The organism is Vibrio artabrorum (assembly GCF_024347295.1).
Taxonomy (GTDB): Bacteria; Pseudomonadota; Gammaproteobacteria; order Enterobacterales; family Vibrionaceae; genus Vibrio; species Vibrio artabrorum.
Genome location: NZ_AP025459.1, coordinates 80299 through 106787, shown reverse-complemented (window position 1 = coordinate 106787; position 26489 = coordinate 80299). Strand labels below are relative to the sequence as shown.

Sequence of the window (26489 nt, the reverse complement as noted above, 5' to 3'; positions counted from 1 at the left end):
TTATAACAAATGCGCCCATTTAAGGCAGTAAACCGAATAAAGTGTTAGAGGTTCGTTAATGCCAAGTCGTTCTAGCAAGTTGTGGCCTGCTAAATTGTTAGCTTCATTATTTTTTGTCGTGGTAGCAAGTTCTATTGAGTTTTTTCACGCTAAGGAACTCACTCACCTTAAGAATGAAGCTAATTCTGAGGCAAAGAAACTATTATCGATTATTCGATCTCGTATAGAAGCGACGATCATCTCAGACATGTATGTGGTTAATAGCTTTTCAACGTTAGTGTCCATTAACCCTCATGGAAGTCCAAAAGATTGGGAGCGGATAGGTCAGAATATTATTCGCGATGGGTTTCATATTAGGCTGATTGCTTTAGCTGAAGACGACGTGCTTAATTTTGTTTATCCAATGGAAGGCAATGCGCAGATCCTTGGTATTGATTACCGCGATCACCCTACCCAGTGGGAGTCGATTGAGATTGCTCGTAATATTGGCAGTACCTTTATCGCTGGGCCCTTTGAGCTATTTCAAGGAGGACAAGCTTTAATTTCGCGTACTCCAATCTTTAGAGACCCGCCCTTTAATAAAGACTATTGGGGCGTTTCGAGTGCAGTGATTGATTTAGAGGCACTACTAGAAGACGTGGGTATTAGCAAGATAGAAAAAAAATATGAGCTAGCGATACGTGGCGCCAATAGTACAGGAAAAGAAGGCGCGGTTTTTTATGGTAGGCAAGAGGTCTTCACCAATGCATTTACAACTGAGCAGGTAAACTTCCCTTATGGTGGGTGGTATCTCGCCTTATCTGGCAATGAACATGTGCTCATGGACGTGCCCTGGTATCGTATCTATGCCGTTAGATTAGTAGGCTACACGTTAACGCTGATTCTTGCGATTGCTTACATTATGATTTACAGGCTTTATCGAATAGCAGATAGTCGCTCAATGCAAGATGAATTGACGATGTTACCTAACCGTCGCTTTTTTATGTGTAGCTTAAAGCAAGCGTTCAAAAGCGTGAAGAAACAGAGAGCACAGACATTTGCCGTAGTGAATATCGATCTCGATGGTTTTAAGGCGATCAACGATACCTACGGTCATGTGGCTGGAGACCAAGTTTTAGTCGAATGTGCTAAGCGAATTAAAAGTCAGTTACGTCGCTCTGATATTGTTGCGAGGATGGGCGGGGACGAGTTCTTAGTTCTATTACCCCGTATACTCGATGAGCAACAGGTGATATCGATTGTCAACCAATTACAAAGTGCTATTTGTGACACTCCGTTAGCCTATGAAGAGCATTTAATTGCTCTTAACATCAGTGTCGGTTGGGTTATTTATAATAACAGTTACAGTGATGTGGATAGTCTATTAAAAGTGGCTGATGAAAAAATGTACCAAAAGAAGCGTCAAGCTCGCTAAGTTGAATAAGGCCTATGATTAGAATTTAGTTGCTGAATGTGAGGAAAAGCTTCAGAATACCGCGCTTTGCTCCGTATCAATGACCAATGATTTGATAAGTAAGAGCTGCAGCAACACTCAGTTTTAGTGTTGCTCATACTAAATGTTATTCAACTGAGAAAATAATCTATGAGTTTTACCTCCCTTGGCCTTTCTGAACCGATCCTTAAAGCTATTGAAGCGCAAGGTTACGATAAGCCATCACCAATTCAAGAGAAAGCCGTACCCGCTGTCCTTACGGGCAAAGATGTTATGGCCGCTGCTCAAACAGGTACAGGTAAAACTGCAGGCTTCACGCTACCTATTCTTGAAATTTTATCAAAAGGCCCTCGCGTACGTCAGAATCAAGTGCGTGCACTGGTGCTAACACCAACTCGTGAGCTTGCTGCGCAAGTGAATGGTAGTGTGGTTAAGTATGGTATTAATCTCCCTCTGACTTCAACGGTAGTGTTTGGTGGCGTGAAAATTAACCCTCAGATGCAAAAACTGCGTAAAGGTAGTGATGTTCTAGTGGCAACACCTGGACGCTTGCTTGATCTCTACAATCAAAATGCTGTGCGTTTCGATCAGCTAGAAATATTGGTACTCGATGAAGCCGATCGCATGCTCGACATGGGCTTCATTCGTGATATCCGTAAGATCTTAGCTTTCTTACCTAAAAACCGACAAAATCTACTGTTCTCGGCGACTTTCTCGGATGATATTCGTAAATTGGCAAAAGGCTTAGTAAATAATCCCGTAGAGATCTCGGTAAGCCCTGCAAACTCGACAGCGAAGACGGTTGAGCAAAGCATTTATCCAGTCGACAAAAATAAAAAAGCCCCAATGCTCGCGAAGTTAATCAAAGATAATGATTGGCGACAGGTGTTGGTTTTTAGCAAAACAAAACATGGCGCGAATAAACTTGCTCGTTTCCTTGAAGAGCAAGACATCACGGCTGCTCCTATTCATGGTAATAAGAGTCAAGGTGCACGTACTAAAGCCTTAGAGAACTTCAAAACAGGCAAGGTTCGCGTGTTGGTCGCGACGGATATCGCCGCTCGTGGTATTGATATCCCGCAACTGCCTCAAGTGGTTAACTTCGACCTTCCACATGTGTCAGAAGACTATGTACACCGAATCGGTCGTACAGGCCGTGCTGGTGAAGTCGGTAAAGCAATTTCATTGGTTTGCGCGGATGAAGTGGGTGAACTGTTCGGTATTGAACGCCTTATTCAACAAGTGCTAGAGCGTCGTCAACTTGAAGGGTTCTCACCAGTAAATAAGTTACCTGAGTCTCGATTAGATTCACGTCCAATTAAGCCTAAGAAGCCGAAAAAAACACGTGAACATGCTGATGGTCAACGCTCTGGTGAAAATGCTCGTGGGCATAAACCGGCAGGCAAAAACAAGCGTCATGTGTCAGGTACTGGAACGGCGCCAAAGCGTCAGCCTAATTCAGCAAAAAAAGCGACGGATGGTAATTCAGCGGTAGCAGCGGATGATAAGTCGGTCAGAAACAACGGCAGTAACTATAAGCGTGGTAATGCGGCGAGCAAGCCTTCTACTAATAACTCCGGCTCTCAAAACACTTTGGGTAAACCAACGGGCTCAGGGAAACCTAACAAGTCAGGTTATAGTGGACACACTGGGCCAAGCAAGTCTTCGAATAAGCCAACGACAAGCAGGCCAGCGACGAATAAACCGTCTAGAGCGCGTACTAAGCCAGCAGCGCAGAAGTAGTTCCTTTTTGAGAGGATGGTTTACGGACGTTACTTTTTAGTAAAAGGAGCGGTTGGTTAACCCCTTGCTGCAAGTTGTAACCTCGAATAAACGCGAATATTGAATTTCAATGTTCGCGTTTTTTATGTTTGCGACTTCGCGAACACTGAACGTTTTTGACGGGATAAGCTGGAATATTAGGTTCCCACGGCGACTCGTTTATCGTGCTCGGATCTTGAATGCTGTCGCTTATCGCTTTAACCACAAATAGCTTTAACACTCATCACATTTCGCGTAACAGCTTGGCTTGCGAGGGCATTCTCCTCCTCTTGAGCAGATAAGTCTCGCCTCTGTCTCGATTCCACGTTCAATCCAATTGATATTGAGAATCTTGGCTATTGTCGTCAGATCTTTTTTGATGTTACGCGGGATTGCCACAGATCCACCATTGTTAACGCATGATGCTTTTAGTTGCTCTGCGATGTCTCTTGAATTGCCACCTTGAGCGTCAATTGCAGGGTTGAGATCGATGCCTGCACACAATACACGATTGTTGCCCGCGGGATCTGTCATATTGATGGATTCACAGCAGTAGATTCTTGGTTCATCACCCACATTTAAAATAGAGATTTGAGCAGAGCTACCCGCTCGAGGTTCTGATAATCGACGGAATACAGCCCAATGTTGACATGGATCGGCGACGGTTCTCATATTTCCCCAAGGCAGTGGAATCCCATTCCCGCGGTATACCGCTTTGAGCTTCCCTGGCCCATAAGCATCAAAGTAGTGCCAGTGAGGGTAGGGCGATACTACCGTCATTCGGCGCATCGCAACAGAGGGGGAAACTCCTGCTCTTTTGTGAACGTCGATTTCGTAACCCGTGCGGTCGAGCAGCTGTCTAAACGGGACTTTCGGGCACAGTAGCGCGCCAGCAAAGAAACTGGATTCAAAGTCTCGCCATGCCTGAAGAATGTCTTGAGAGTTGAGTTGTGAAGAGCCCGATACTTGATTGTCGTCCCATGTGTTGTTATTACCCACGGAAAGCACACTCTTAAGGCCTTCTTTGCTATGCAGAATGCAATGGCCGATATAAACCGACAGATCGTATTTTAGACGTGTTGGGTACTCTTTAAGAATTTCATTGAGGAAGATAGTGCCGGGAGGTTCGAAAAATGAAGTCACTAGTTGCTTAGCATTAATGCCAAGCTCATCAACCACGTCTTGCGGTGTACGTGTCACCCAACGGATGTTGATTCCTAGGCTTCGAGCAATGTCTATCAGGTCTTCTACGCTCAGGTTAAGACGTTTTAGGCCAACTTCCTCAGCGGCGCGCTCTAGGTCTGGGAAGTGGTTTTGGTTGCTCTCTTGGTGCGCTCGAATCAAGAGGTGCGCAAACTGACGGCCTGAAATCCCAGTTTGTGACAGCATTTCAGGAATCGCAATTTGTAGGATATCGTTTGAGAAAAGAAAACTCGGCTCGAGTGCCATACCACTGATCCCCCCGCGATTCCCTTTGTCAGGTGCAATGGCTTGTTGTTCTGATTCGTCGTCGAGGAACCATGTTGGGTTCTTCTGAAAGACCTGCGCAATCACTTCCAGCATGTCGATACTTGGAACCCGTTTTCCACGTTCAATCATGGAAAGGTAAGAAACGGAAGGTGCGTACTCTGGGTTGATTCTGATACAACGCGCAGACAGATCTTCCATGGTTAAATGATTACGTTTTCTTAGGTTACGTATTTTCGTGCCTAGGAAATGAGACTGACGAACTAAACTTTTTGACAAGGCCATATTTGTAAAATTCACATTGTAAAATTTTTGTTGTGAAATTGTATGCAAAAAAGCGCTAGTCTACAAACTAAGCAATTCACAAAATGACAAATAAATTAAACGTTAGTTTGGAATAATTGCTCTAGGACACATTTTAGCTGCAGAAATCGGTGGTTATCACCGAACTGGTCAAGAGGGAAAGACTATGAATATGCTTACATTCGATAAAACAGAAATCCAAAAACAAACAAAACCCTTTATCGCTGAAGCTGTCTTTGCCGTCGAGACAATCAGTGCAAGCCAGCAAACTGAAAAGCAAGTGAAAGCAAAGCAGTTACTTGATCGACTATTCCCTCTCGAGAATGGCTCACATCAAGACGTAACCAGCTACGTCGTCGATTACCATCATGTCATGGCTTACTTCAAAGGTGGCCAACACAGTGGTCTGAAGCACCCTAAGCAATTTGTGGCTTATATGGGGGAGAAATGTGACCCAGATTCAATCTTGTTCCGAGATGGCAGTGGAAGCCACTTAGAGGTGATGTTTGGTTGCCACAAAGGGACGGGTTGTATTGAACTGGTAGAAATCGATGATATTCAGTTGGAATCATGCACCACGTTTGGTCAATCACCAATGGAAGCAACCACCACAATGCGTGAAGAGACTATTGCTGCGATGCGCCACTGGATCAGTTTGATTCAAGGTGATGCAAAGGGTAAACCAAAGGCATCCAGTGAAGATAAAGAGTTTAGAGCAAAAAGTGGTGAAGATTACTGCCTCAATTACTGCTACCAACTTTAGCAACAAGAAGCAGGTTTTCGTTGACTATAGGATTAAAGTCAGTAGTTAATAAACCGATGTACAGCCGACAAAAAAGCCCCAAAGATTAACGCAGCAGTTATCTTTGGGGCTTTTTGATGTTCTTTTTAAACGTATGTTGATTAATGTTTCACTGGTTTTCGTTGAGTCGTGTTATTGATAAACCTAAAGAGGCATGACTCGATTTCGGCCAAGAGACTTCGCTTCATAAAGTAGTTTATCGGTACGCTCGATCAGTGATTGAGCAGCTTCACCAGGCTCAAGCTCAGCGACACCAAACGACGCTGTGATATTGCCGACTTGCTTTCCGCTGCGACGGTCTTTGATCGACAGCTTTTCTAGAGAGCGTCGATTGGTATCAGCGAGTTGGCGAGTCATACGGAGTGATTTATTGGGTACGATAAGCGCAAATTCTTCACCACCAAATCGATAGGCACAAATGCCGTCTCGACAACTTAATTTCAGTTTACGAGCGATGCCTTTGAGTACCATATCGCCAAATAAGTGGCCATAAGTATCGTTGAAATCTTTAAAGTGATCGATGTCGAGAAGGATTAAACAAAAAGATTGTTTCGCTTCACACAAGGTTTCTAAATCTCGTTCGAAAGAACGACGGTTATAGAGTCCTGTTGTATTGTCAAAGAGCGCATCCCTTTGCACTTCGACAAGTTGAGCTTTAAGTTTGGTGATTTCTAACGCTGCAGCGTTCAGTTGAGAATTTAAGAATTGGGTCGAGTGGCGAATATGATGAGATTCTGAAACGAGTTGACGGACTAAAGACATCACTTCATCAATAGAGAAACTATCATGATCAACACCAGCTAAACCCTCAAAGCTTTTGTCGATCATATCGGAGAAAGCAGAGGTGTCCATAAGCGTATCGTTCATCGAATTCGAAACTTCAGAAACCAGCAATTCCAGATTCGCTCGAAGATCGTTGATATTAGTTTCAGCTTTGCTAGCAACATAATCGTTGTAAAGTTGTTCACTAACAGCCGGTGGGCAAATGCTGTAGTGTTCAAGAATGCCATCCATCTCTTCATTCAGTTGTGGGATCGCATTATCCACATAAGTGTACCAGAGTGCGTAATTTGCAGGTGTGGTAGACACTCTATTTTTCATCATGAGAGGTACCGCTTTTTTTAGATTAGCGGTGGATTTTTGAAATTCGTCTTTTTTCATTATTTCTACTGCATATTTTAAACTAGCTCAAGCCACTGGTTGACAAGGTTAGCGGATTTCAAAGGATTTTGCTTTAAAAATTATGAAATTAGCAGTTAGAAGCGCATAAAACACGCATTTATAGTGTGGATATATTGCATACATATTGAAATTTCGAGTATGCCGATGACTATTTGGCTAAGCATCGACTTATCAGCGGGGCTACAAAAGAGGGTTTTTGTTACGGCAAAATTAGCCGGTTATCGTGGGGATTTGTCTCAACTTTGTGACCAGAGCATGGATGTTGAGTTTTGAGTTATAAGGTTTGGCGGATTAAGAGGATGTCGCTTGAAATCTTAAAGAGGGAGAAAGATTGATGGATAGATGTAAAAAAGCGCCGATATAAATCAGCGCTTTAAAGTTCTTTTTAGCTAGAAGCTAATTATTGAGCAACAACGTTTGCTGCTTGTAGGCCTTTTTGACCGTTTTCAACTTCGAAAGAAACCTTTTGGCCTTCTTTCAGAGTTTTGAAACCTTCTGAAGCGATTGCACGGAAGTGTACGAATACGTCAGCACCGCCGTTGTCTTGAGAAATGAAGCCGAAACCTTTCTCTTCGTTAAACCATTTTACAGTGCCAGTATTTGTGTTAGACATAATTTGTCCCTTATTCATAAATTTTAATTGTTGATTGCATTACTGCAATGCGCTGATAATTGAATTATTTAATATTACTGCGAAATAAGGAAAAACTACTTACAAAAACGGGTAACGATTTTACATGTCAATTTTTTACTATTCATCTAACTTAAATAACTCCGGCTAACAGAGCGAGTGCATGTTAACACAGTCTTTCGAGAAGTACACGCATAGATTGTGAAATACTTCTTTTTGTTGTGTAGTGCTGGCTGGCAAAAAAACACCGATACAGTGATGATTTTGTCACTTCGCCAAGCTCGATAGTAGAGAAGGACAACCTCAGTATCCTTCTCTTCGGTAAGTATAGACGAGATTAGCGTTTGAAGTTGATATCTTCTGTCTGATCTAAGTTAATTTTTGTTTTAGCTGGTTGAGTCTCTGCAATCACTTTACCGTGGCGTATTGAGTACTGGACTGGTACTTGGCGGCGCACCGCATCAAAGCCATTGTCAGCAGGAAGAATCAGCAAGCTACCAGGCTTACCTTCTTCGATGCCGAAGTTGTCTTGAATGTTAAGCGTTCGAGCTGAGTTCTTGCTGATCAAATCAAGTGAGGTGTTGATTTGGTCGTAGCCCATAACCTGTGTTACGTGCAGACCCATGTGTAAGACTTGAAGCATATTCGCTGTACCCAGTGGGTACCATGGGTCAAACACATCATCGTGGCCGAAACACACATTAATATCAGCCGCGAGCATCTCTTTTACGCGTGTGACACCACGGCGTTTCGGGTAATCGTCGAAACGGCCCTGCAAGTGAATGTTCACTAACGGGTTTGCCACGAAGTTGATACCAGACATCTTCAATAGACGGAATAGACGAGATGCGTAAGCGCCGTTGTACGACCCCATTGCTGTGGTGTGGCTAGCGGTTACTTTCTCGCCCATTTCAAACTTATGAGCAAGGGCGGCTAATGTTTCCACAAAGCGAGACTGTTCGTCGTCGATCTCATCACAGTGAACATCGATCAGGCAGTCGTACTTGCGTGCCAGTTCGAACACGTAATGCAGAGATTCAACACCGTATTCACGAGTGAATTCGAAGTGAGGGATAGCCCCAATAACGTCAGCGCCGATCTTCACGGCTTCTTCAAGTAACTCTTTGCCGTTAGGGTATGAAAGAATGCCTTCTTGAGGGAATGCAACGATCTGGATGTCGACCCACTCTTTCATCTCTTCACGAACTTCAACCATCGCTCTTAACGCAACGAGTGTTGGGTCTGACACATCAACGTGTGTACGAACGTGTTGAACACCGTTAGCTATCTGCCATTTCAGTGTTTGCTTAGCTCGAGACTTCACGTCTTCGATTGATAGCAGTTCTTTACGCTCGGCCCAACGCTCTATACCTTCAAACAAAGTACCAGAGATGTTCCAGTTCGGCTCACCGGCGGTTTGAGTGGTATCTAGGTGGATGTGCGGTTCACAGAAAGGAGTAACGGCAATGCCACCTTCAGCATCAAGGATCTCACCTTGATGATTGATTGGCGCGTCATTATCGAGAATGCGAGAAAATTGACCATTTTCAATCAGAATCTGTTTCAAGCCCTCTTGGTCTTGAAGTTTCGCGTTCTTGATTAATAAGGTTGTCATAGTGTGTCCTTAAGCAGCCTGAGATTTCAGAGCTGTTTTGTTCAATAGAGGATTAAGCACGAGGTAACTGATAGCACCACCTAACACGGCGTTCAAAGGAACAACGCCAGGTAGGAAGTGACCAGCGGCTACGCCTGTTGCTACCGCGATAATGCCAGCCCAGTTAACGGTTTGGAACTCTGCATTTGCAAAATCTTTGTAACGTTTGCGGTTCGCGAAGAAGTCGGCGATGATTACGCCCCCAATGGGTGGAATCGCTAGCGAAAGGAAGGTTAACCAACCAACGAAGTTGTTGTATAACCAAAGCGCGAAAATCGTACCGATAATGCCGTTAATGATAGACATTGTCGTACTTGAGCGGCCGGTGATATTAGAAAAGCCAAGACCTGATGCATAAAGTGCATTTTCATTGGTTGTCCAGATATTCAAGCCAAGCACGATGATGGCTGGAAGCAGTAGACCTTGCGCAATCATCACATCTGAAATGTCAGCTTGACCGGTTGCTGCTGCGCCTGCTGCGCCGAAGATAAACATCAGCGAGTTACCGATAAAGAACGCGACCATGGTAATTAACACTGCGCTCGCTGGTCTTTTACCGAAGCGAACGAAATCGGCGGTCAACGTACCCGCACTGACGAACGAACCAACAACCATTGCCAGAGCCATTGAGAAGTCCATTGGCGTCTCAGGTTTAATCAGTTGCAGTTGCTCTAGTCCCCCCACACTGTGCACGGCAGTCAGTACTGAGTAACCACCCAGAATCGCAATTGCAGGCACCGCAATCGCTGAAAGCACCATGAGTGCTTTGATACCGAAATACACCGTACCCGTCATCAACAAGCCAGATACGATAATTAAGGTGTTAGTATCAATGCCGGTTGCTTTTTGTACTGGAATAGCAAACATCGCAACACCCACACCAAACCAACCGACTTGTGTACCACCAAGTAGCGCAGAAGGAAGCCATGAGCCTTTAGTACCGAAAGAGAAACGAGCAAGAAGATGAGTAGAGAGGCCAGTAGATGAGCCGATGTAGCCAAGAAAAGAAGTGTAAATACCGAGGATTAGGTTACCGATGAGAACGGCGAGGAAGAAATCGTTGAATGAAAGACCTGTCCCGAGTGAACCACCTGTCCACATACTTGCAGAGAAGAAAGTGAGTCCTAGCATTACCATGGTGAGTGAAGCGACTCCTTTCCTAGCCGATGTAGGAACCGGCCCTAGACTGTAGTTATTATCAGCAGCCATTTTTTACCTCCGCAAATGATCAAAATTAAAATTAACGGTCGCCATATTGCAGGCAAACGTGCGCATTATGGTGATATAAATCACATAGTCAATGCTAATTTTATCAGTAAAGGTGATTTGAAATCAGTTATGGTATTAATTGTCATATAAAACATAAGGTTAATTTCTGCTGTTTTTTCAAAAAAAAAAATAGAAAACGTTTTCTATAACATATTCGTTATCGACTGTTCTTGGTTGGCCTGGAATATTGATTGTTATGATATTTGAACGGGTATCTGTATCGAAAGAAGAGCGGTGAGCCAAACGACAGGCAAAAAAATAGCCAATCGCAATACTCGCAATTGGCCTATATATTTTGTGAACAAGAGTAGGTTCACTAACAACGTCAGTTGGCTAGGTGACCCTCGGCTTAAGAAGGGTCAATATGTTCATTGCAGTTAGTGTGCCAACTTTTAAAATCACGTAAAAACGTTAGTTTTATAGCAATCTGGTGCGTATTTGAGCACCAGATTTGCGTTTTTGTAATGTGTTTTTGCAAAGTGCAATTGCATTTTGCAAAAAAAAGCCGTAATCTGTTGATAACTTAAGGTAGCACAGATAGTCGATAGTATTCAGGAGGCTCTACCCATTGTTTAAAATGACTACAGCTTGTCGATAGAGACTGTGGGTTTACCCAACCACTGGCGCCAGGGGAGTGACAATGTCACAAAAATGGTTGCCGCATAGAGCATCGACCAACTTAAACAGATAAACACCAAGGTACAGATGACCAATGAGAGCATGGCTGTGTATCTAGATGCGCCTGTCAGCAATCGGCAAGCGGCTAACATCGCGAGCAGATAAACCAGAACAAAAATACCGTTGGCGAGCTTGAGAAAGAACTCAAGGTCCAGATTAGAGAGTTCACCAATCACACACGAGATAAGCACGACAAAGCCAATTACTAACGTTGGGTAAAGTGGTACGCCGCGGCTGTTCAGTTGAGCCATTCTACTTGTAGGAGCATGTTGACGAGCTTGAGCCCAGATCATTCGTGATAGGCTTTGTGTATAAAGGTTGAGGCTGGCAAAGCAAGCAAAGAACCCAAGCACACTAATCACGGTCTTGAAGCCATTACCAAACAGTTGCTCTGTTACCCAAGGAATGGATGTCGCATCGAATTCAGGTGAACCGTAAGCGCCCAGTTTAAGAATCACGACGGAACAAGCCCAGTACACTAACCCCGCAACAAAACAGCCTGCAATGATGGCGATTGGAAAGTCACGTTGTGGATTTTTGAACTCCTCTCCCATGTGGGCAAAAGCTTCTATTCCGACAAAGCACCAAAACATGACAGCCAAAGCAGCGCCGATAGACCACATTGAATCGGACGAGATGGTTGGAAGAGTCACATCGGCTACCGTGATGTCGGCTTTCCAGACAAAAGCGCTAACCAAGGCGAAAATCGATAACGCAATTGCGGTTTGTAAGCGGCCAGAAGATTTACTGCCCAGTAAATTGACGGCAATAAGCAGAGCGACGGTAAAGGACTGAGCACCCAGTGGGGTGTCGAGAGGGGTGGGTAACAATTGTTGAGCAAAGCCACCTGCCAACGCAATGGCCGCTGGAATACCGACAGGAATAACGCTCACAAATAACCATGCCACGCTGGTTTCTAATCGCTCATTGAACGCCTGACGCACAAAGTAGGCTGTGCCACCCGCATTCGGGTAGCGTTTTCCTAATGCTGCGAAGGTCAGTGCAATCGGGCAAATAGCGATAAATAGGATTAACCAAGCGAGTAGAGACAACTGTCCGGCAATACCTGCTGCGATCGCAGGTATCATAAATAATCCCGTGCCTAGCAAGGTCGTCGACAGTTGTCCGATTCCTGAAATAAGCGTGATTTCTTGTTTGAGTTGTGTCATTCGCTCTCCTAGCTATTTGATTTTGATCACGGTCTTCCAGTAACTTTCTTCTGGTGTGTGTGAAGCTATGATTGAGAGCATACATTGTCGACATCAATAATACAGCTAGCGAAACGTCGTAACAGACCGTCATTTTAACGGTATTAATCCGATTCAGCGTGAAAGTGTCGGCTGTCAGAATGGCTGTTATAAGTAGGAAAGTTGTGTCAAATTAGCCGTTATAAATAGAACAGTAAGTGGAAAGAATCAGAAGCATGGATAAATTTGATCGTCAGATTTTGGCTATTCTCAAAACCAATGCACGATGTTCAGTGAGTGATATCGCCCGAGATGTCAGCCTCTCGCGCTCGGCGGTGAACGCCAGAATCAAGAAACTGGAAAGCGACAAAGTGATTACGGGCTACTGCGCTCAAGTGGCAGAGCCTAACCAACCAAAGAATGTGTGCGCTTATATCTTGTTGAAGTTCGACATGTCGAGTAGTGACCATAGTTGTGAGTCTTACGCGGAACAAATCCAGAGTATCGATGAGGTGCAATGGTGCCACTCGATTAGCGGTGAGACCGATATGATGCTTTATGTTGAAGTTGAAAGTATGGAGAGCTTGAACCGAGTTCGCGATCAGCTGCAAAGCTATCCAGATCTGCGCCACTTAATGACTCATACGGTTTTGACCGAGTTTTTCAACAAACAGAATGCGACGGTGCATTCATGTTAGGCAATATCAACTTAAACTTACTGCGCTCTCTGCATGTACTTCTTGAAGAGTGTCATGTAAGCCGGTCTGCCCAACGCCTGCATATCACACAATCCGCGGTGAGCCGTCAACTCAGCCAGTTACGAGATTTGTGTGGTGACCCTTTGCTGGTCCGTGATGGTAATAAACTGGTGCCGACCAACCGTGCACTGCTACTCAAAGACAAACTCGACGACCTGCTTGGCGAGTTTGACCACCTGTTAGATGATAAACCCTTCGAACCGCAAGACTGGCAAGGTGAATTGGTGTTGTCTTCGAGTGATTATGTCGCTCAGTATATTCTTCCAGTGATTGTGGCAGAGGTGTCCGCTGAAGCGCCGAACATCAATTTGGCTTATCGCCTGTGGCAGCCAAACTACCTTGAAGCACTGAACGATTCGGGGATTCACTTGGCTTCTAGTATGTTTCCCACAAAGCCTGAACATGTCTCAAGCATCAAACTTGGCGAAGATAAGTCGGTGTGTTTGATGCGCAAGTCGCACCCATTGGCTCAACAAGCGGTGTTGAGTGCAGAAGATATTGTTCACTACTCTCACATCAAAGTGACAGGTGGTGGAGATAAAGACAGCTACGCGGACATAGCATTGAAGAAGCAAGGGCTGAAACGAAGAGTGGCTTTGCAGGTCCCGTTCTTTTCATCCGCTGGCACTGTGTTAATGCAAGACGACTATCTGATGATCGTGCCAGAACATATCGCCTATAACCTAGGTCGACACCTCGATACTAGCTACTTTTCATTGCCATTTAATACGGAAATGCATACCTATTGGTTAATGTGGCACCCTAAATATGACAACGACTCTGCTCACAAATGGGCGCGGGAAAAAGCATTCCAAGCCATGCAAAAGTCGAGTTACAATATCAGTATGACTTGAAATCATAGGTGTGATGATAATCTTTGATTTCAAATAATACCTCCTGCGAATTATGGTCAGTGCCAAGTATTAAGCGTAGAGCGTTCAGCTGGAACGCTTTATTTTATTAGGAATGGAATGATGACAGTAACAATTTGGTTTTCTTTATTAGCGATTTGCTTGTTGGGGGCCATGTCTCCGGGCCCAAGCTTGGCGATGATCGCTAAGCACAGTTTAGCTGGTGGCCGTATGAACGGGCTTATCGCAGCTTGGTCACACGCCGCGGGCATCGGTATTTATGCGTTCGCAACCATTGTTGGTTTGGCCGTTGTGCTTGAGCAATCACCCATGTTGTTTAAAGGTATTAGTTTAGCGGGTGCGGCTTATCTGCTTTATCTCGGCGTAAATGCATTGCGTTCGAAAGGTGGTGTTGCCGCGAAATTAGAAGCGGGTGAACAGGTGAGTTACATACAGTCTGCTCGCGAGGCTTTCTTGATTTCTATCTTGAGCCCTAAGATTGCGCTGTTCTTTATCGCTCTGTTTAGCCAATTTGTGGCGTTAGGTAACGAGCTCAGCAATCAAGTGATTATTGTTTCAACACCGCTGATTGTTGATGGGCTTTGGTACACCTTTATCACCTTGGTACTGTCTAGTCCGTTGATTGTTGAACGTATTCGCTCGAAAGCTCAGTTGATTGATCGACTATCTGGCGTGGTGTTGATCCTGCTTGCTGTTCGTGTCGTGTGGACGATATAGCAATGCGCGATAAGAATAAGTAACGAGACATTCACGAGAAACAATACACATTAAAAAAGGCTCACTAGACATTATCTAGTGAGCCTTTTTGATTTCTATGTTTGGCTGTGACAGATTTGAGTTTGTTAGCCTTCAGAATTTAGCACGGCATCCAACTTCGCCATCGACTCTGAGAAGTAGGGGTTGTAAGTCAAACGTGCATGGTTTTTGCCGTCTTCACGATAGCCCCAAGCTGAGTACCAAACCTCACTGGTTGCGTTGCATTGTTCTTCAAAGCCTTCTGCCTGACCATTGGAGCAAATCTTTTCGCTACCATTGATTCCGTAGTAAGGGTTGTTTGGTGAGAACAGTAAGCCCATGTGAGAGCCGTTCGAGATACGTTGCTCTGGAATTTTCATGCTGTACTGAACAGCGCGAGGATCCTCGGGAGTCGTCTCTCCTTGCCAAACCAACACATTATTTGGATTCGGCATCGATTCAGTAAACGCTTGCTGAACGTAGTTGGTGTCAATCACGCTGTCGCCTTCACTCATCATAATAAACACGGGTTTGTCGAAGTGCTTATCTTGTAAGTCATCACGTACGACTTCTGATGTCTCGTAGTAAACCGAGGCACCGTTCATAGGCAATGAGTTGTAACGCAAAATATTATCTTCAGGATCTTGATCAGCCCAAGTGATAAAGTAGCTTGCTAGCCCCGCGTATTGAACAGCAGACGAGCTCGGTTGAAACGCCGGAGAGAACAGCAGTAACCCAGAGATCTTTGGATCGTTCATCGCCTGTGAAGTCACGAGGTTTGCACCCGTTGAATAGCCGCCTAGCCAAACAGAATCATACTCTTGCTCAAGTAACTTCGTATGATGAGCCACCACCCCTTGCCAATCTTCTAAGCTTGGCTGCATTAAGTCACCCACGCGACTGCCGTGACCTGGTAGCAATACGGTTCTCACTAAGTAACCTTGCTCTGCCAAATGGGTAGCGATGTCTTTAAATGAGTAAGGTGAGTCGCCTAATCCATGAACCAATAACACCGCCTTACCGTTTGGCGAGGTGGGTTGATACTCGGTTGGTGAATTGAGTTGGATCTCGAGTTGCTTGTCTTCGGTCATGAACACGCGGTTTTTCCATAGCCAATCTTGAGTTTCATTGACGTAGGCATCAAAGCTATCTTGCTGATAGCTAGGCAAGTCTGGCGATGTTTCGTAAGCGGGTATCGGTGTCTCGTTGGAGCAAGCAACGAGACTTAAAGTCGTTAAGGCCAGCAGTGCTAAGAGGGGCTTTCTTTGCATTATGTCATCTTGTCTCTGTTGTGCTTACATTCTGTTTGAAACTAGAGTTTAGGTTACTTTTTGCTTGAAAGATCTTCGTATTCACCTTCAATAACACCAGCATCATGGGTTGATGACTGACGAGTGTTCATGTGAGCTGCGAAACCTTGTTTCTTCATTTGATTCTGAATGCGCTTGCCAGTAATTAAAGCTGCAATAGCTAAAGGAATTGCAAGGATCAAGCTTGTGAATAACGCCAAAAGGCCTGTAAACAATGCAACAATCGTAACTAATATATTTTTCATATTCATTCCTCTTTTTCTATGTTGTTACTTTATCGCTTCTATTCTGAACGAAACATGAACACCGTTAATTAATTTCCGAGAGTCATTATGACTCGGGTGTGTGCTGTTGTGGGTTTTATATGCAGTCATAATCACGCATAAAAAATATGGAATAAAAACTAAGTTCAATAAAATCAGTGATTTAAAAGTTGGCACGCTTGATGCTCTATAGAGTTCGCAATAAGTCACGGTAAGCAAAGTATTTACCGTTAATAAAAATTACTGGAGCCCTATATGTTCTGCATTCAATGTGAACAAACCATTCAAACCCCAACCGTAAAAGGCTGTTCTTTCGCACAAGGTATGTGTGGTAAAACGTCGGAAGTATCCGACCTTCAAGACGTGTTGGTGCATTCTCTTCAAGGTGTTTCTTTTTGGGCCAATTTGGGCCGTGCTTGTGATGTTATTGATACTGAAATCGACGAGTGGGCACCAAAAGCGTTCTTCGCAACACTGACTAACGTTAACTTCGACCCTGTTCGTATCATTGAATTTGCACAGCAATCTCACGAGTTTAAGCAGCGTTTAGAACAACAGGTACGTGCGGCTGCTACGTTGATCGGTTTTGAAATCCCAGCACTTTCAGCTGCTGCGCAATTCGATCTGCCAACGGACTCTTCAGAGTTATTGGCACTAGCCCCTCAAGCGGCGGTAAACCGTGGTCACGACTCTCAACACGAAGATGTGATTGGTCTTCGCCTTCTTTGTCTTTACGGGCTAAAAGGTGCAGCAGCTTACATGGAGCACGCACGTGTTCTTGGTCAAACTGACAATGCTATCTTTGCTGAATACCATGAAATCATGGCTTTTCTAGGTACGGATCCATCAGATTTAAAACAACTGTTAGATACGTCTATGCAGATTGGCTTGATGAACTACAAAGTCATGGAAATGCTGGATAAAGGCGAGACAGATACATTTGGTCACCCTCAACCAACAACCGTGAATGTGAAGACGAAGCAAGGTCACTGTATCCTTGTGTCTGGTCACGACTTGCATGATCTAGAAAAGATCCTTCAACAAACGCAAGGCAAGGGCATTAACGTTTACACCAACGGGGAGATGCTACCTGCACACGGCTACCCTGAACTGAACAAGTACCCACACCTTGCGGGTAACTACGGCAGCGCTTGGCAGAACCAGCAAAAAGAATTTGCGAACTTCCCAGGTGCGATCGTCATGACATCTAACTGTCTGCTTAACCCAGATGTGGGCTCATACGCTGACCGCCTGTTTACGCGTAGCATCGTAGGCTGGCCGGGTGTTGCTCACCTTGAAGGTGATGATTTCAGTGCAGTGATCGATTGTGCACTCGCGCAAGAAGGCTTCAAGCATGACGAGATCGAGCAAATGATCACTGTCGGTTTTGGTCGTAATGCACTGATGGAAGCCGCGCCTGCGGTGGTTGAGCAAGTGAAAGAAGGTAACATCAAGCACTTCTTCCTAGTGGGTGGATGTGACGGCGACAAATCTGAGCGTAGTTACTACACAGACTTCACAGCGCAAGTGCCTGACGATTCAGTTATCCTGACATTGGCGTGTGGTAAATTCCGTTTCAACAAAAACCAATTTGGCGACATTAACGGTATTCCACGTCTGCTCGATGTGGGCCAATGTAACGATGCTTACTCTGCGATTCAGTTGGCTATTGCACTGTCTCAAGAGTTTGATTGTGGTATCAACGAACTACCACTAACATTGGTTCTTTCTTGGTTCGAGCAAAAAGCGATCGTTATCCTGCTTACCCTGTTTGCGCTTGGTGTGAAAGGCATCTACACCGGCCCAACCGCACCCGCTTTCCTAACCGAGAACCTACTGAAGATTATTCAAGATGAGTTCGATATGCGTTCTATCTCAACGCCAGAGCAAGATCTTAAAACAATCTTAGCGGCTTAATTTAAGCCAACTCTAAGCCTCGTTGTTGTGATGTTTTCTAAAACAAACAGCGGCGGGGCTTTTTCGATTTAACTCTTTAGTCATTTAATCATCAGTAAGGTACACGAACTATGTATGCATGGTCGGATAACGATTCAATCAATTTAGTGTGTTTAAAGAAATGGCACGAGACGCCAGATACGGTCAGCTTTGAGCTTGGCAGTATTCCACAAGACTTACGTTTCAATTTTAAGCCAGGGCAATTCGTTACTCTGGGTTTGGAGACGCCGACGAAAACGGATTACCGTGCTTATTCTGTAGCGTCTTGTCCTGAAGATAACCGACTGAAACTGACGGTAAAGCGTGTGGAAGGTGGTTTGGTTTCGAACTTTATTGTTGATGAGCTTGATGAAGGTGATGAGGTTTCTGTATTGAAGCCAGCAGGCGCGTTTAACTGCATTGATTGCATGCCAACAGCGACAAATAAAGTCACTTTAGTCAGCGCGGGGTGCGGGATCACCCCTGTGATGGCGATGGTAAAATATTGGCTGGCTCAAGGCGGTGAGATTGACATCGATTTTGTTCATATAGCGCGTAATCGGCATGAGACTATCTACTTTCAAGAACTTCATCAGCTCGATGAATTACATGCCAATTTCAACTTAAAACTGCTGCTAAAAGATAACGAAGGAACAACCGCCCCTCAAGGTCGTTTAGATAAAAACGGGTTGGCGAAACTGAGCCCAGATATCTTAGAGAGAACCGTTTACCTGTGTGGGCCTGTGGGTTTCATGCAAGATATTGAAAGTTATCTGAAAGAACTTGAGTTCAACATGGATAATTTCTATCAAGAAAGCTTTACGCCTGCTACTCAGAATGCTCAATCAGAAGAGTCACAGGCGGAAGCGGCTGCGGGTTCAAACGGTGCTGTTAAGGTATTTGTTCTTGCATTTGGCGCAGAAGTGGAAGCGGAAACGGGCACCCCATTGGCGGATTCATTAGAAAAAGCAGGCGTGCCAATTATTATCGCTTGTCGCAGTGGGATTTGTGGTTCCTGTAAATGCAAAGTGACCAAAGGATCCGTGGAATCAAGCAGCCAAGAGACATTGACACCAGAACAGATTGAACAGGGTTACGTACTTGCGTGTTCCAGCTCGATTCAGTCAGATGTTGAGGTGGCGTTATAACAGACGTGAAGTGTGGCTTTGCAAGAGTGATGAAGACAAGGTCTTGTCATCGAGATAAAAGTTAGGGCGCTAGATGTAAAAAGGCCACCTAGATCCGTTAGAGAGAACAGATCTAAGTGGCAACCCTCTTGTCGATACGAGGAAGTACAGCAAAAGGGGGCGAAGCTAAGCCCTCTCAGCCTTCGCAGATATCGTTATTATGCTGTGGCGCTTTTTGTACTGGAAATATCTATAAGCGCGAAGTTGATTCAACGTTAGGGTATGTCTTGTAACGGACACCCATCATCTGTTCCATACAGTGAACAACTTGGCAGCTGTAACCAAACTCGTTATCGTACCAAATGTACAGCACGGCACGGTTGTCTTGTGCAATAGTCGCCACACCGTCAATCACTCCTGGGTGACGAGATCCAACCAAGTCTGTAGATACAATCTCAGTCGAGTCTGTGTAATCGATTTGTGCAGACAAAGCAGAAGACAGCGCCATTTCACGTAGGTACTCGTTCAACTCTTCTTTGTTTGTACCTTTCTCAAGGTTTAGGTTCGCTACTGCCATTGAAACGTTTGGCGTAGGTACGCGAATCGCATTACCTGTTAGCTTGCCTTCCATTTCTGGCATCGCTTTTGATACCGCTTTAGCAGCGCCGGTCGATGTTAGAACCATGTTCAATGAAGCAGCACGACCACGACGATCACCTGAGTGGAAGTTATCGATTAGGTTTTGATCATTGGTAAATGAGTGCACCGTTTCGATGTGACCAGACAGCACGCCAAACTTGTCGTGAACCGCTTTCAGTACTGGCGTGATTGCGTTGGTGGTACAGCTTGCTGCAGAGATGATCGTGTCTTCTGGCTGAATAACATTTTCATTCACACCAAATACCACGTTCTTGATGTCACCTTTGCCTGGCGCAGTCAGTAGAACTTTTTTCGCACCGTTACACGCAACGTGTTGGCTCAGGCCTTCCGTGTCACGCCATACGCCTGTGTTATCAACCACAAGTGCGTTTTCAATACCGTAAGCCGTGTAATCCACTTCTTGTGGTTTGTTTGCGTAGATAACTTGGATGAAGTTACCGTTAACGATGATCGCTTTGCGTTGCTGGTCTACAACAATGCTGCCATTGAATTGGCCGTGTACAGAGTCGCGACGAAGTAGGCTAGCACGTTTTTCTAGGTCGCCATCTTTGCCGCCACGTACAACGATTGCACGTAAACGAAGTGGATAACCCGGGCCACTTTTCTCGATCAATAGACGAGTGAGCAGGCGGCCAATACGACCAAAACCGTACAGTACAACGTCACGAGGTTCTGTCATCGCGTCGCCTTCAAGCGATTCGATGAGTGCCGTTTGTAGGAAATCATCCAACCCATGTGTGTCTTCGCGATCTTGCCAGAATGCATGCGCAAGGCGACCCACATCGATGCGACATGGAGACAAGTCCATAGAGAGAAGGTGTTGAATGATAGGTTGAGTTTGCTCTGTGGTGAGTGCTGAGCCTGTGTAACGTTTTGCGATGCGGTGAGCTTTGATAATATCGATAGTGGTCGCGTTAACTAGGGTCTTACCAAAGAGGATAACTTCAACGCCTTTTTGGCGATACAACTGACCTAAAGTAGGAGCGATGGATTCTGCAATAGTTTGACTTGTTTGCCAGTCTTGGAGGTGCTTTTCGGGACTCATCTTTACTCGGGACCTTTCACGTTAATTTTTGAAAGCACTGCGAGTGTTGGTTCGCCATAGTGCATCGGGGAATTGAGTGATCGAAGCGATAGTGATCTTTAATGCCACTTTAAATACGCTCGATATGCCTTGTGTATAACTTGTAAATTTTATGTGGCGGGATTGTAGGGTCTGAAGGGTTATTCTGCTAGGAAAAATAAAGACAGCTAGATTAGCTGTTAACTTGGGTTTATATCGCGAAAATACGGGCTTTCTATACAGATAAAGCCTATTGACTTTAATGATTTGTAGCACTTGTTTTTCGCCAAAAAATACTCACATCAAAATATGGCTTGTAATTAGGGAGAGCGCTCATCAAGGGTGTGATCACCTGCTCAAGTTACATTTAAATGGTAAACAACAGATGAATGAAGCAAGCGTTTTTCCTATTTGATCGGGGTATAAGCCAAAGTTGAGTGCGAAAAAGCGATCAAGCAAACGATTCGACCTCACAAATTTCATTTTTTATTGCCGATCCACGCCTCTTTACAGAAAGATTTAAAGAAATATCGCCCAGTTTTAAAGTTTAGAGACCCGTATTCGTTGATGATGAATGCTCATATTTGAACCAGAGTATCGTTGGTTGATATTCAATTAGATCAATAATCTCTTGTAATGTTCTACTCTTAAAAAGGTTGGGTAAGATTTTCGTCGGGAAGGGAGTCGTTATAAAAATGATAAATATGTCAATTAGATGGCGTCTTATTTTTCTGTCTGTAGTTTCTGTATTCATCATGTTTGGGTTTACAGCCAATGAGGTGTTAAAGAACGAAAAGAAGATGAACCACCTTGAAACAACACGGATTAAGGTTGCTGCACTTCAATCTTTTAATGCTATCTCAAGTGGTGCTTATCGATGGCTGTTTCTATCGAATGACTCCTCTGAGGCCAGCCCGTTACTTTTAACCTTACAAGCGGAATTGGATAGGCTCACTCAGTACCAAAGACAACTTCAGCAAGTTGACGCCAACTGGAGCGTCGAACCACAGATGGTGGAACTTAAGAGTGTGTTGGGGAGCCTGGCTGGTACGAACCAAAGTCTTCGCCAAATACAGTTGGCAGAGCGTGCGTTTGATTTGCTAAAAGACGTATTAATGGAGCTGTCTGAATACCGTATTACCTTAGCCGATGAAAACATCAGCCAGGCCGATGCGACGTTTGTTAATCTTATCAATTATGTGTTTTGGACTCAGCGAGAAGTGTGGTTAAGTTACCGTTTGTATCGTTCGCCAGAGCTCAACAGTCAATACTTATCAAGCTATGTTGGGGCTTTAGAAAGGCAACAACAGTTGCTAGATACATTTTTTCGATCAGGTAGTCGTTCGTCGGCTATGAGAAAACTGTTAGACACTTTCTCCAAAGATCAATTTCAAGATGATTTTAAAGTGCGACTCCTAAAAGGAGATGTTTCGTCACCAGATATATATGAGCATGTTGAAGTCTTAGAGAGAAAGAAGCAGGCTATTTCAGAAGCCGTTAGCGCTTACACTCAACAACTGCAATCGAATTTAGCCAGAAATATTGCGTTGCAGAAAAGACAAGCTTTGGTGATGACACTGTTGATTATTACGGTTTCAAGTGTTCTGTTGTGGTTGGGTATCGCAACGTCGCTGCGCTTAAATAGAAACTTATCTCTGATCTTAAAAGGGGTTTCCGAGTGTGCGAATAGTTACGGTAAACCCACGGTTATTGCCATTAAGGGGAACGATGAACTTGCTGAGTTTACTCAAACCTTAAATCGAGTGATGGAGCGCAATCATCAACACAACCAAGAGTTGATAGAAGCAAAAGAAAATGCGGTTTCGGCAAATAAAGCCAAAAGTGCATTTTTAGCGAACATGTCTCATGAAATACGCACACCACTCAACGGAATTGTCGGTATGACGGAGATTCTATCGCAAAGCCAATTGAGTGCGAATCAACAAGAAGTGCTGAGAGACATTGAATCGTCTTCTCACTCATTGTTGGTTCTACTGAATGACATCCTCGATTTGTCTAAAATTGAATCGGGCAATTTAATGTTGTCGCCAAATAATGCCGACTTGCGGGAAGTGGTTTATGACTCAGTGAGTATCATCTTATCAAAAGCGGCAAGTAAGGGGATCGAGCTTGATATTAATATCGACTCCCAAATACCACCTCAATTGTTCTTTGATGAGTATCGCGTTAAACAGGTACTGACCAATCTGCTTTCTAATGCCATCAAGTTTACGTCCAAGGGCGCAATTGCAACGGATATTGCGTATACCCCGATGTCTTTGGGGCGAGGTAAGCTTGAATGCCGTGTTTCTGATACCGGTGTGGGGATTGAACCCGAGAAGCTTGACTCTATTTTTGACCCCTTCACTCAAGAAGATGGCAGTATTACTCGCCAATTCGGTGGTACAGGGTTAGGGCTTGCAATTTGTCGGCAACTTGCTGATTTGATGGGGGGGACTATTACAGCGCATTCGATAAAAGGCGAGGGGACAACGTTCACTTTTTGTTTGTATGTTGACACCGTTGAAGCCCATATTCATCGCTTCAACACCTTAAATACCATAACGATTATCTCGAACTCCTTTCACTATCTCGATCAACTGGTGAAAGAGTGTAAGCGCTTGAATGTTCGCCCCCATATTGTTGCATCGGTGTTGGATCTCGATGAAAACGTGGAAGCAAGTGATGTCATACTTTATTGCTATACACAGCATCATCCGATGGAGAAAGATCTGGTGGCGCTCAAGGGACGATATCCTCTTTCTCCTGTTATCGTTTGCCAGCATCACTTATTTAAAAGCAATTCAGTACCTGAGATGGTTCACTCGACCCATACGCTGCCATTTTTGGGAAGACGATTCTTAAGTAGCCTGCGATCGCTTGATGCAGGAGAAGAAGCCATTCCGGAAGCGGAGCAAAAAGAAGAAGTTCGTTCTCTGAATCGACGTGTTTTGATTGTAGAAGATAATCTAATGAATCAGAAGATAGCGAGTTTCTTTCTCAAACAAGCGGGTTACGAATACTTGATTGCCAGTAACGGGCAGGAAGCCGTAGATGCGATCACGCAAGGCGCTCAGTTTGATGCTATTTTAATGGATTGTATGATGCCAGTGATGGATGGAATTACCGCGACTCAAGCCATTCGACAATGGGAACTTGAGCAGCAAGCTACACCAATGCCAATTATAGCCCTAACGGCCAGTGTGTTAGAAGAAGACATCAAAGATTGCTTTGCGGCGGGCATGAACGCTTACTTGCCAAAACCTTATAAATCCCACCAGCTATACGACCTATTCAGTCGCCTCAATATTGTCTAATCAATATAGGGTTGAATCTATTTCCGGGGGCTCATGACTCTTGTTCGGAAGGGTAAACAAAGTCAATCAGAGCCTATTTTGAGTTTAGAGTTGGTCATAGAGGCTAAGATTAACGTACAAAAAAACCCACTACTAAGAGTGGGCTTCTAATATTCTTGCAAGTCAATTAACGAGGTTAGATTATTTCTTACCTTGAGTTTGCTTGTCTTCTTCTGTTAGCTCACGAATACGACGACTGATGTCGCGACGAGCTTTAGAAATCTCTGCGCTCTTAATGATGTGATCATCAACACGGTCTTCGTAGTCAGCTTTCATGTTTTTGATAATGCCTAGGATTTCATCATGCGTCATTTCTGGCTTGATGTAATCAAGTAGGTTATCAAGAAGGTCGACACGCTTGCGGTTGTCACGAACTTTCTTTTCGTTGTCTAAAAGTTCACGTTTCAGTTTATTCTTACGTCGTGCTTGGCTAACAATTTCAAATACGCTGCTCATAGATACCTTTTCCTAATCGTCAAATACGTTGTCTGGTTCTGATTAAAGCACATCAATTGATGATGTAACAGTCTTTAGATCAAAGCAAAAGGAAGGTTGTTTAATTATTCGTCATTCTCGCTGATGTGTGATTGTTTTTCTCTAACGGTTCAAGTTAGTATCCTATCTAGATCCTGCATTGATACGACATGTGAAATGAATCAACAGCAACGAGAAACAAAAGATTTGGACGACAATGTGACAGAACCTTCAACCGAGCAACAAAAGCTTCGTGATGCGTATGTACAAGAGCGTACTTATATGGAAGTCGTAGAAATAGAATTAAATCGTTCTAAGATCATAATGATTGACGAACAAGGCAGAAAAAAACGAGTCTCCATTCTGTCTGAGCACTAGTCATCAGTGACTGCATTGTTAGGTGTTGGGATGGAATGATTAAAATAATAAAAAGGAAAAACGATGAATACAGTACTTTCCCCTATTGAAGCGAGAATTATTGGCTGTTTGATCGAGAAAGAGGTTACGACCCCTGATCATTACCCTTTGACGCTGAACAGCTTAACAACGGCTTGTAACCAAAAAAGCAACCGCGATCCCGTTCTTTCTCTGTCAGAATCCGAGGTTTTAGATGCGGTTGATGGTTTGATAACGCGTCGTATGGTGAGCGACGAAAGCCGTTTCAATAGTCGCGTAAACAAGTATCAACATCGTTTCTGCAATACTGAATTCGGTGATCTGCAATTCACAGAGCAAGAGCGCGCCATCATCTGTTGCATGTTATTACGTGGTGCGCAAACACCGGGTGAACTTCGCACTCGAACGGGACGCCTCGCAAATTTCAGTGACGTAAAAGAAGTAGAAACTACACTTGAGAAGCTAGCTGCGAGAGAGGCGGGCGCTTTAGTGGTAAAACTACCACGCGAAGCGGGTAAGCGTGAATCTCGTTACCAACATTTACTGAGTGGTGAGGTTGATGTTGAAGCATGTTCGACGGCATCTGTGAGTGCGCCAATACCTTCTGCAACCCACGAAAAATTTGAAGAACTCGAAGCCGAAATAGTAAACCTACGAGCTGAAGTCGCTGAGCTGAAAGCTTTGGTTGAATCACTGCTTTAAAATGTCTGTGTCTGTGTCTGAGTCTGATAAAAGTGCGGATTGGGTCGTGTACTTGATCCGCAATAGCCATAATGCCCTTTATTGTGGTGTGACGAATAATTTGCAACGTCGTTTTAAACAACATCAAATAGGCAAAGGAGCCAAAGCCCTCAAAGGGAAAGGCCCACTTGAACTCGTTTGGAGCTTAGTTGTCCGTTCAAAAAGTGAAGCGTTGAAAACAGAATATGCGATTAAACAATGGCCCAAATCTCGTAAAGAAAATTTGGTATCACGCAAATTAATGATTGAGTGGGACAAAGACAAAATTCAGTATATCGAAATCTCATAATTCATGGCCAGATATCCATCATTAATCGACTCATAAATCGTTGGAAGCTTCACGAACGTTTTAGTCAAGGGCTGAAATGTAAAAGATCATTTTTTCTCTGATATTGGGATGACTTGATACCTTCACTCATCACCTCGACTCTTA

The 26489-nt window shown here is 44.2% G+C and carries 22 protein-coding genes; 12 read left to right on the top strand and 10 right to left on the bottom strand.

Annotated elements, in window-relative coordinates; all coding sequences use genetic code 11:
* Window positions 1–58: 58 nt before the first annotated feature.
* Both OCU36_RS14590 and OCU36_RS14585 read left to right on the top strand, forming a co-directional pair.
* A complete protein-coding gene (locus OCU36_RS14590) occupies window positions 59–1414 on the top strand; it encodes a sensor domain-containing diguanylate cyclase (protein WP_261840294.1) in 1356 nt (451 codons plus the stop codon).
* Between the two features lie 168 nt (window positions 1415–1582).
* On the top strand, window positions 1583–3175 hold the full coding sequence (locus OCU36_RS14585) for a DEAD/DEAH box helicase (protein WP_261840293.1): 1593 nt from the start codon (window positions 1583–1585) through the stop codon (window positions 3173–3175).
* Between the two features lie 252 nt (window positions 3176–3427).
* Here OCU36_RS14585 and OCU36_RS14580 read toward each other — a convergent pair whose 3' ends face one another.
* On the bottom strand, window positions 3428–4960 hold the full coding sequence (locus tag OCU36_RS14580; protein WP_261840292.1) for a DUF3612 domain-containing protein: 1533 nt from the start codon (window positions 4958–4960) through the stop codon (window positions 3428–3430).
* Window positions 4961–5129: 169 nt separating this feature from the next.
* On the opposite strand from OCU36_RS14580, the gene OCU36_RS14575 reads away from it, so the two are divergent.
* On the top strand, window positions 5130–5726 hold the full coding sequence (locus OCU36_RS14575) for an aldolase/citrate lyase/malate synthase family protein (RefSeq protein ID WP_261840291.1): 597 nt from the start codon (window positions 5130–5132) through the stop codon (window positions 5724–5726).
* Between the two features lie 183 nt (window positions 5727–5909).
* On the opposite strand, the gene OCU36_RS14570 is transcribed toward OCU36_RS14575, so the two are convergent.
* The 5 genes from OCU36_RS14570 to yjeH all read right to left on the bottom strand — a co-directional run bounded on the left by OCU36_RS14570 (window position 5910) and on the right by yjeH (window position 12348).
* Window positions 5910–6926 (bottom strand): GGDEF domain-containing protein, encoded by a 1017-nt coding sequence (locus tag OCU36_RS14570; protein WP_261840290.1) that lies wholly within the window; start codon window positions 6924–6926, stop codon window positions 5910–5912.
* A gap of 421 nt (window positions 6927–7347) precedes the next feature.
* Complete coding sequence (gene cspE, locus OCU36_RS14565) at window positions 7348–7560, bottom strand: transcription antiterminator/RNA stability regulator CspE (RefSeq protein ID WP_004730009.1); 213 nt, start codon at window positions 7558–7560, stop codon at window positions 7348–7350.
* A gap of 355 nt (window positions 7561–7915) precedes the next feature.
* Window positions 7916–9193 (bottom strand): cytosine deaminase, encoded by a 1278-nt coding sequence (locus OCU36_RS14560; RefSeq protein WP_261840289.1) that lies wholly within the window; start codon window positions 9191–9193, stop codon window positions 7916–7918.
* Window positions 9194–9202: 9 nt separating this feature from the next.
* Complete coding sequence (gene codB / locus OCU36_RS14555) at window positions 9203–10441, bottom strand: cytosine permease (protein ID WP_261840288.1); 1239 nt, start codon at window positions 10439–10441, stop codon at window positions 9203–9205.
* A gap of 641 nt (window positions 10442–11082) precedes the next feature.
* On the bottom strand, window positions 11083–12348 hold the full coding sequence (yjeH, locus tag OCU36_RS14550; RefSeq protein ID WP_261840287.1) for an L-methionine/branched-chain amino acid transporter: 1266 nt from the start codon (window positions 12346–12348) through the stop codon (window positions 11083–11085).
* 254 nt (window positions 12349–12602) lie between these two features.
* Between yjeH and OCU36_RS14545 the strand changes: the two genes are divergently transcribed.
* The 3 genes from OCU36_RS14545 to OCU36_RS14535 all read left to right on the top strand — a co-directional run bounded on the left by OCU36_RS14545 (window position 12603) and on the right by OCU36_RS14535 (window position 14713).
* Window positions 12603–13064: an Lrp/AsnC family transcriptional regulator gene (locus OCU36_RS14545; RefSeq protein WP_261840286.1), complete on the top strand. Its 462-nt coding sequence runs from the start codon at window positions 12603–12605 to the stop codon at window positions 13062–13064.
* The gene (locus OCU36_RS14540; protein WP_261840285.1) at window positions 13058–13978 is read left to right on the top strand and encodes a LysR family transcriptional regulator; all 921 of its coding nucleotides are present in this window, start codon (window positions 13058–13060) and stop codon (window positions 13976–13978) included. Before OCU36_RS14545 ends, OCU36_RS14540 begins: the two co-directional genes overlap by 7 nt.
* A 120-nt stretch (window positions 13979–14098) precedes the next feature.
* Window positions 14099–14713 (top strand): LysE family translocator, encoded by a 615-nt coding sequence (locus OCU36_RS14535; protein ID WP_261840765.1) that lies wholly within the window; start codon window positions 14099–14101, stop codon window positions 14711–14713.
* 125 nt (window positions 14714–14838) lie between these two features.
* Here the strand turns inward: OCU36_RS14535 and OCU36_RS14530 are convergent, their stop codons facing one another.
* Both OCU36_RS14530 and OCU36_RS14525 read right to left on the bottom strand, forming a co-directional pair.
* The gene (locus OCU36_RS14530) at window positions 14839–16002 is read right to left on the bottom strand and encodes an alpha/beta hydrolase (RefSeq protein WP_261840284.1); all 1164 of its coding nucleotides are present in this window, start codon (window positions 16000–16002) and stop codon (window positions 14839–14841) included.
* Window positions 16003–16055: 53 nt separating this feature from the next.
* A complete protein-coding gene (locus OCU36_RS14525) occupies window positions 16056–16286 on the bottom strand; it encodes a hypothetical protein (RefSeq protein WP_213865175.1) in 231 nt (76 codons plus the stop codon).
* A gap of 273 nt (window positions 16287–16559) precedes the next feature.
* On the opposite strand from OCU36_RS14525, the gene hcp reads away from it, so the two are divergent.
* Window positions 16560–18221 carry a hydroxylamine reductase gene (gene hcp / locus OCU36_RS14520; RefSeq protein WP_261840283.1) on the top strand — a complete coding sequence of 554 codons (1662 nt, stop codon included), beginning with the start codon at window positions 16560–16562 and terminating at the stop codon, window positions 18219–18221.
* Window positions 18222–18331: 110 nt separating this feature from the next.
* Window positions 18332–19387: a hybrid-cluster NAD(P)-dependent oxidoreductase gene (locus tag OCU36_RS14515; RefSeq protein WP_261840282.1), complete on the top strand. Its 1056-nt coding sequence runs from the start codon at window positions 18332–18334 to the stop codon at window positions 19385–19387.
* Between the two features lie 229 nt (window positions 19388–19616).
* Here OCU36_RS14515 and OCU36_RS14510 read toward each other — a convergent pair whose 3' ends face one another.
* On the bottom strand, window positions 19617–21071 hold the full coding sequence (locus tag OCU36_RS14510) for a glyceraldehyde-3-phosphate dehydrogenase (RefSeq protein ID WP_261840281.1): 1455 nt from the start codon (window positions 21069–21071) through the stop codon (window positions 19617–19619).
* Between the two features lie 773 nt (window positions 21072–21844).
* On the opposite strand from OCU36_RS14510, the gene OCU36_RS14505 reads away from it, so the two are divergent.
* Window positions 21845–24406, top strand: a complete 2562-nt coding sequence (locus OCU36_RS14505; protein WP_261840764.1) for a hybrid sensor histidine kinase/response regulator — start codon at window positions 21845–21847, stop codon at window positions 24404–24406.
* A 180-nt stretch (window positions 24407–24586) separates the two neighbouring features.
* Here OCU36_RS14505 and OCU36_RS14500 read toward each other — a convergent pair whose 3' ends face one another.
* A complete protein-coding gene (locus tag OCU36_RS14500) occupies window positions 24587–24901 on the bottom strand; it encodes a DUF496 family protein (protein WP_261840280.1) in 315 nt (104 codons plus the stop codon).
* A gap of 195 nt (window positions 24902–25096) precedes the next feature.
* Between OCU36_RS14500 and OCU36_RS14495 the strand changes: the two genes are divergently transcribed.
* The 3 genes from OCU36_RS14495 (at window position 25097) to OCU36_RS14485 (ending at window position 26345) form a co-directional block, all read left to right on the top strand.
* Entirely contained in the window at window positions 25097–25297 is a 201-nt protein-coding gene (locus tag OCU36_RS14495; protein WP_261840279.1) for a hypothetical protein, read from the top strand.
* A 63-nt stretch (window positions 25298–25360) separates the two neighbouring features.
* Window positions 25361–26017, top strand: coding sequence for a YceH family protein (locus tag OCU36_RS14490; RefSeq protein ID WP_261840278.1), 657 nt, complete (start codon window positions 25361–25363; stop codon window positions 26015–26017).
* A gap of 13 nt (window positions 26018–26030) precedes the next feature.
* Window positions 26031–26345 carry a GIY-YIG nuclease family protein gene (locus tag OCU36_RS14485; protein WP_261840277.1) on the top strand — a complete coding sequence of 105 codons (315 nt, stop codon included), beginning with the start codon at window positions 26031–26033 and terminating at the stop codon, window positions 26343–26345.
* Window positions 26346–26489 lie beyond the last annotated feature (144 nt).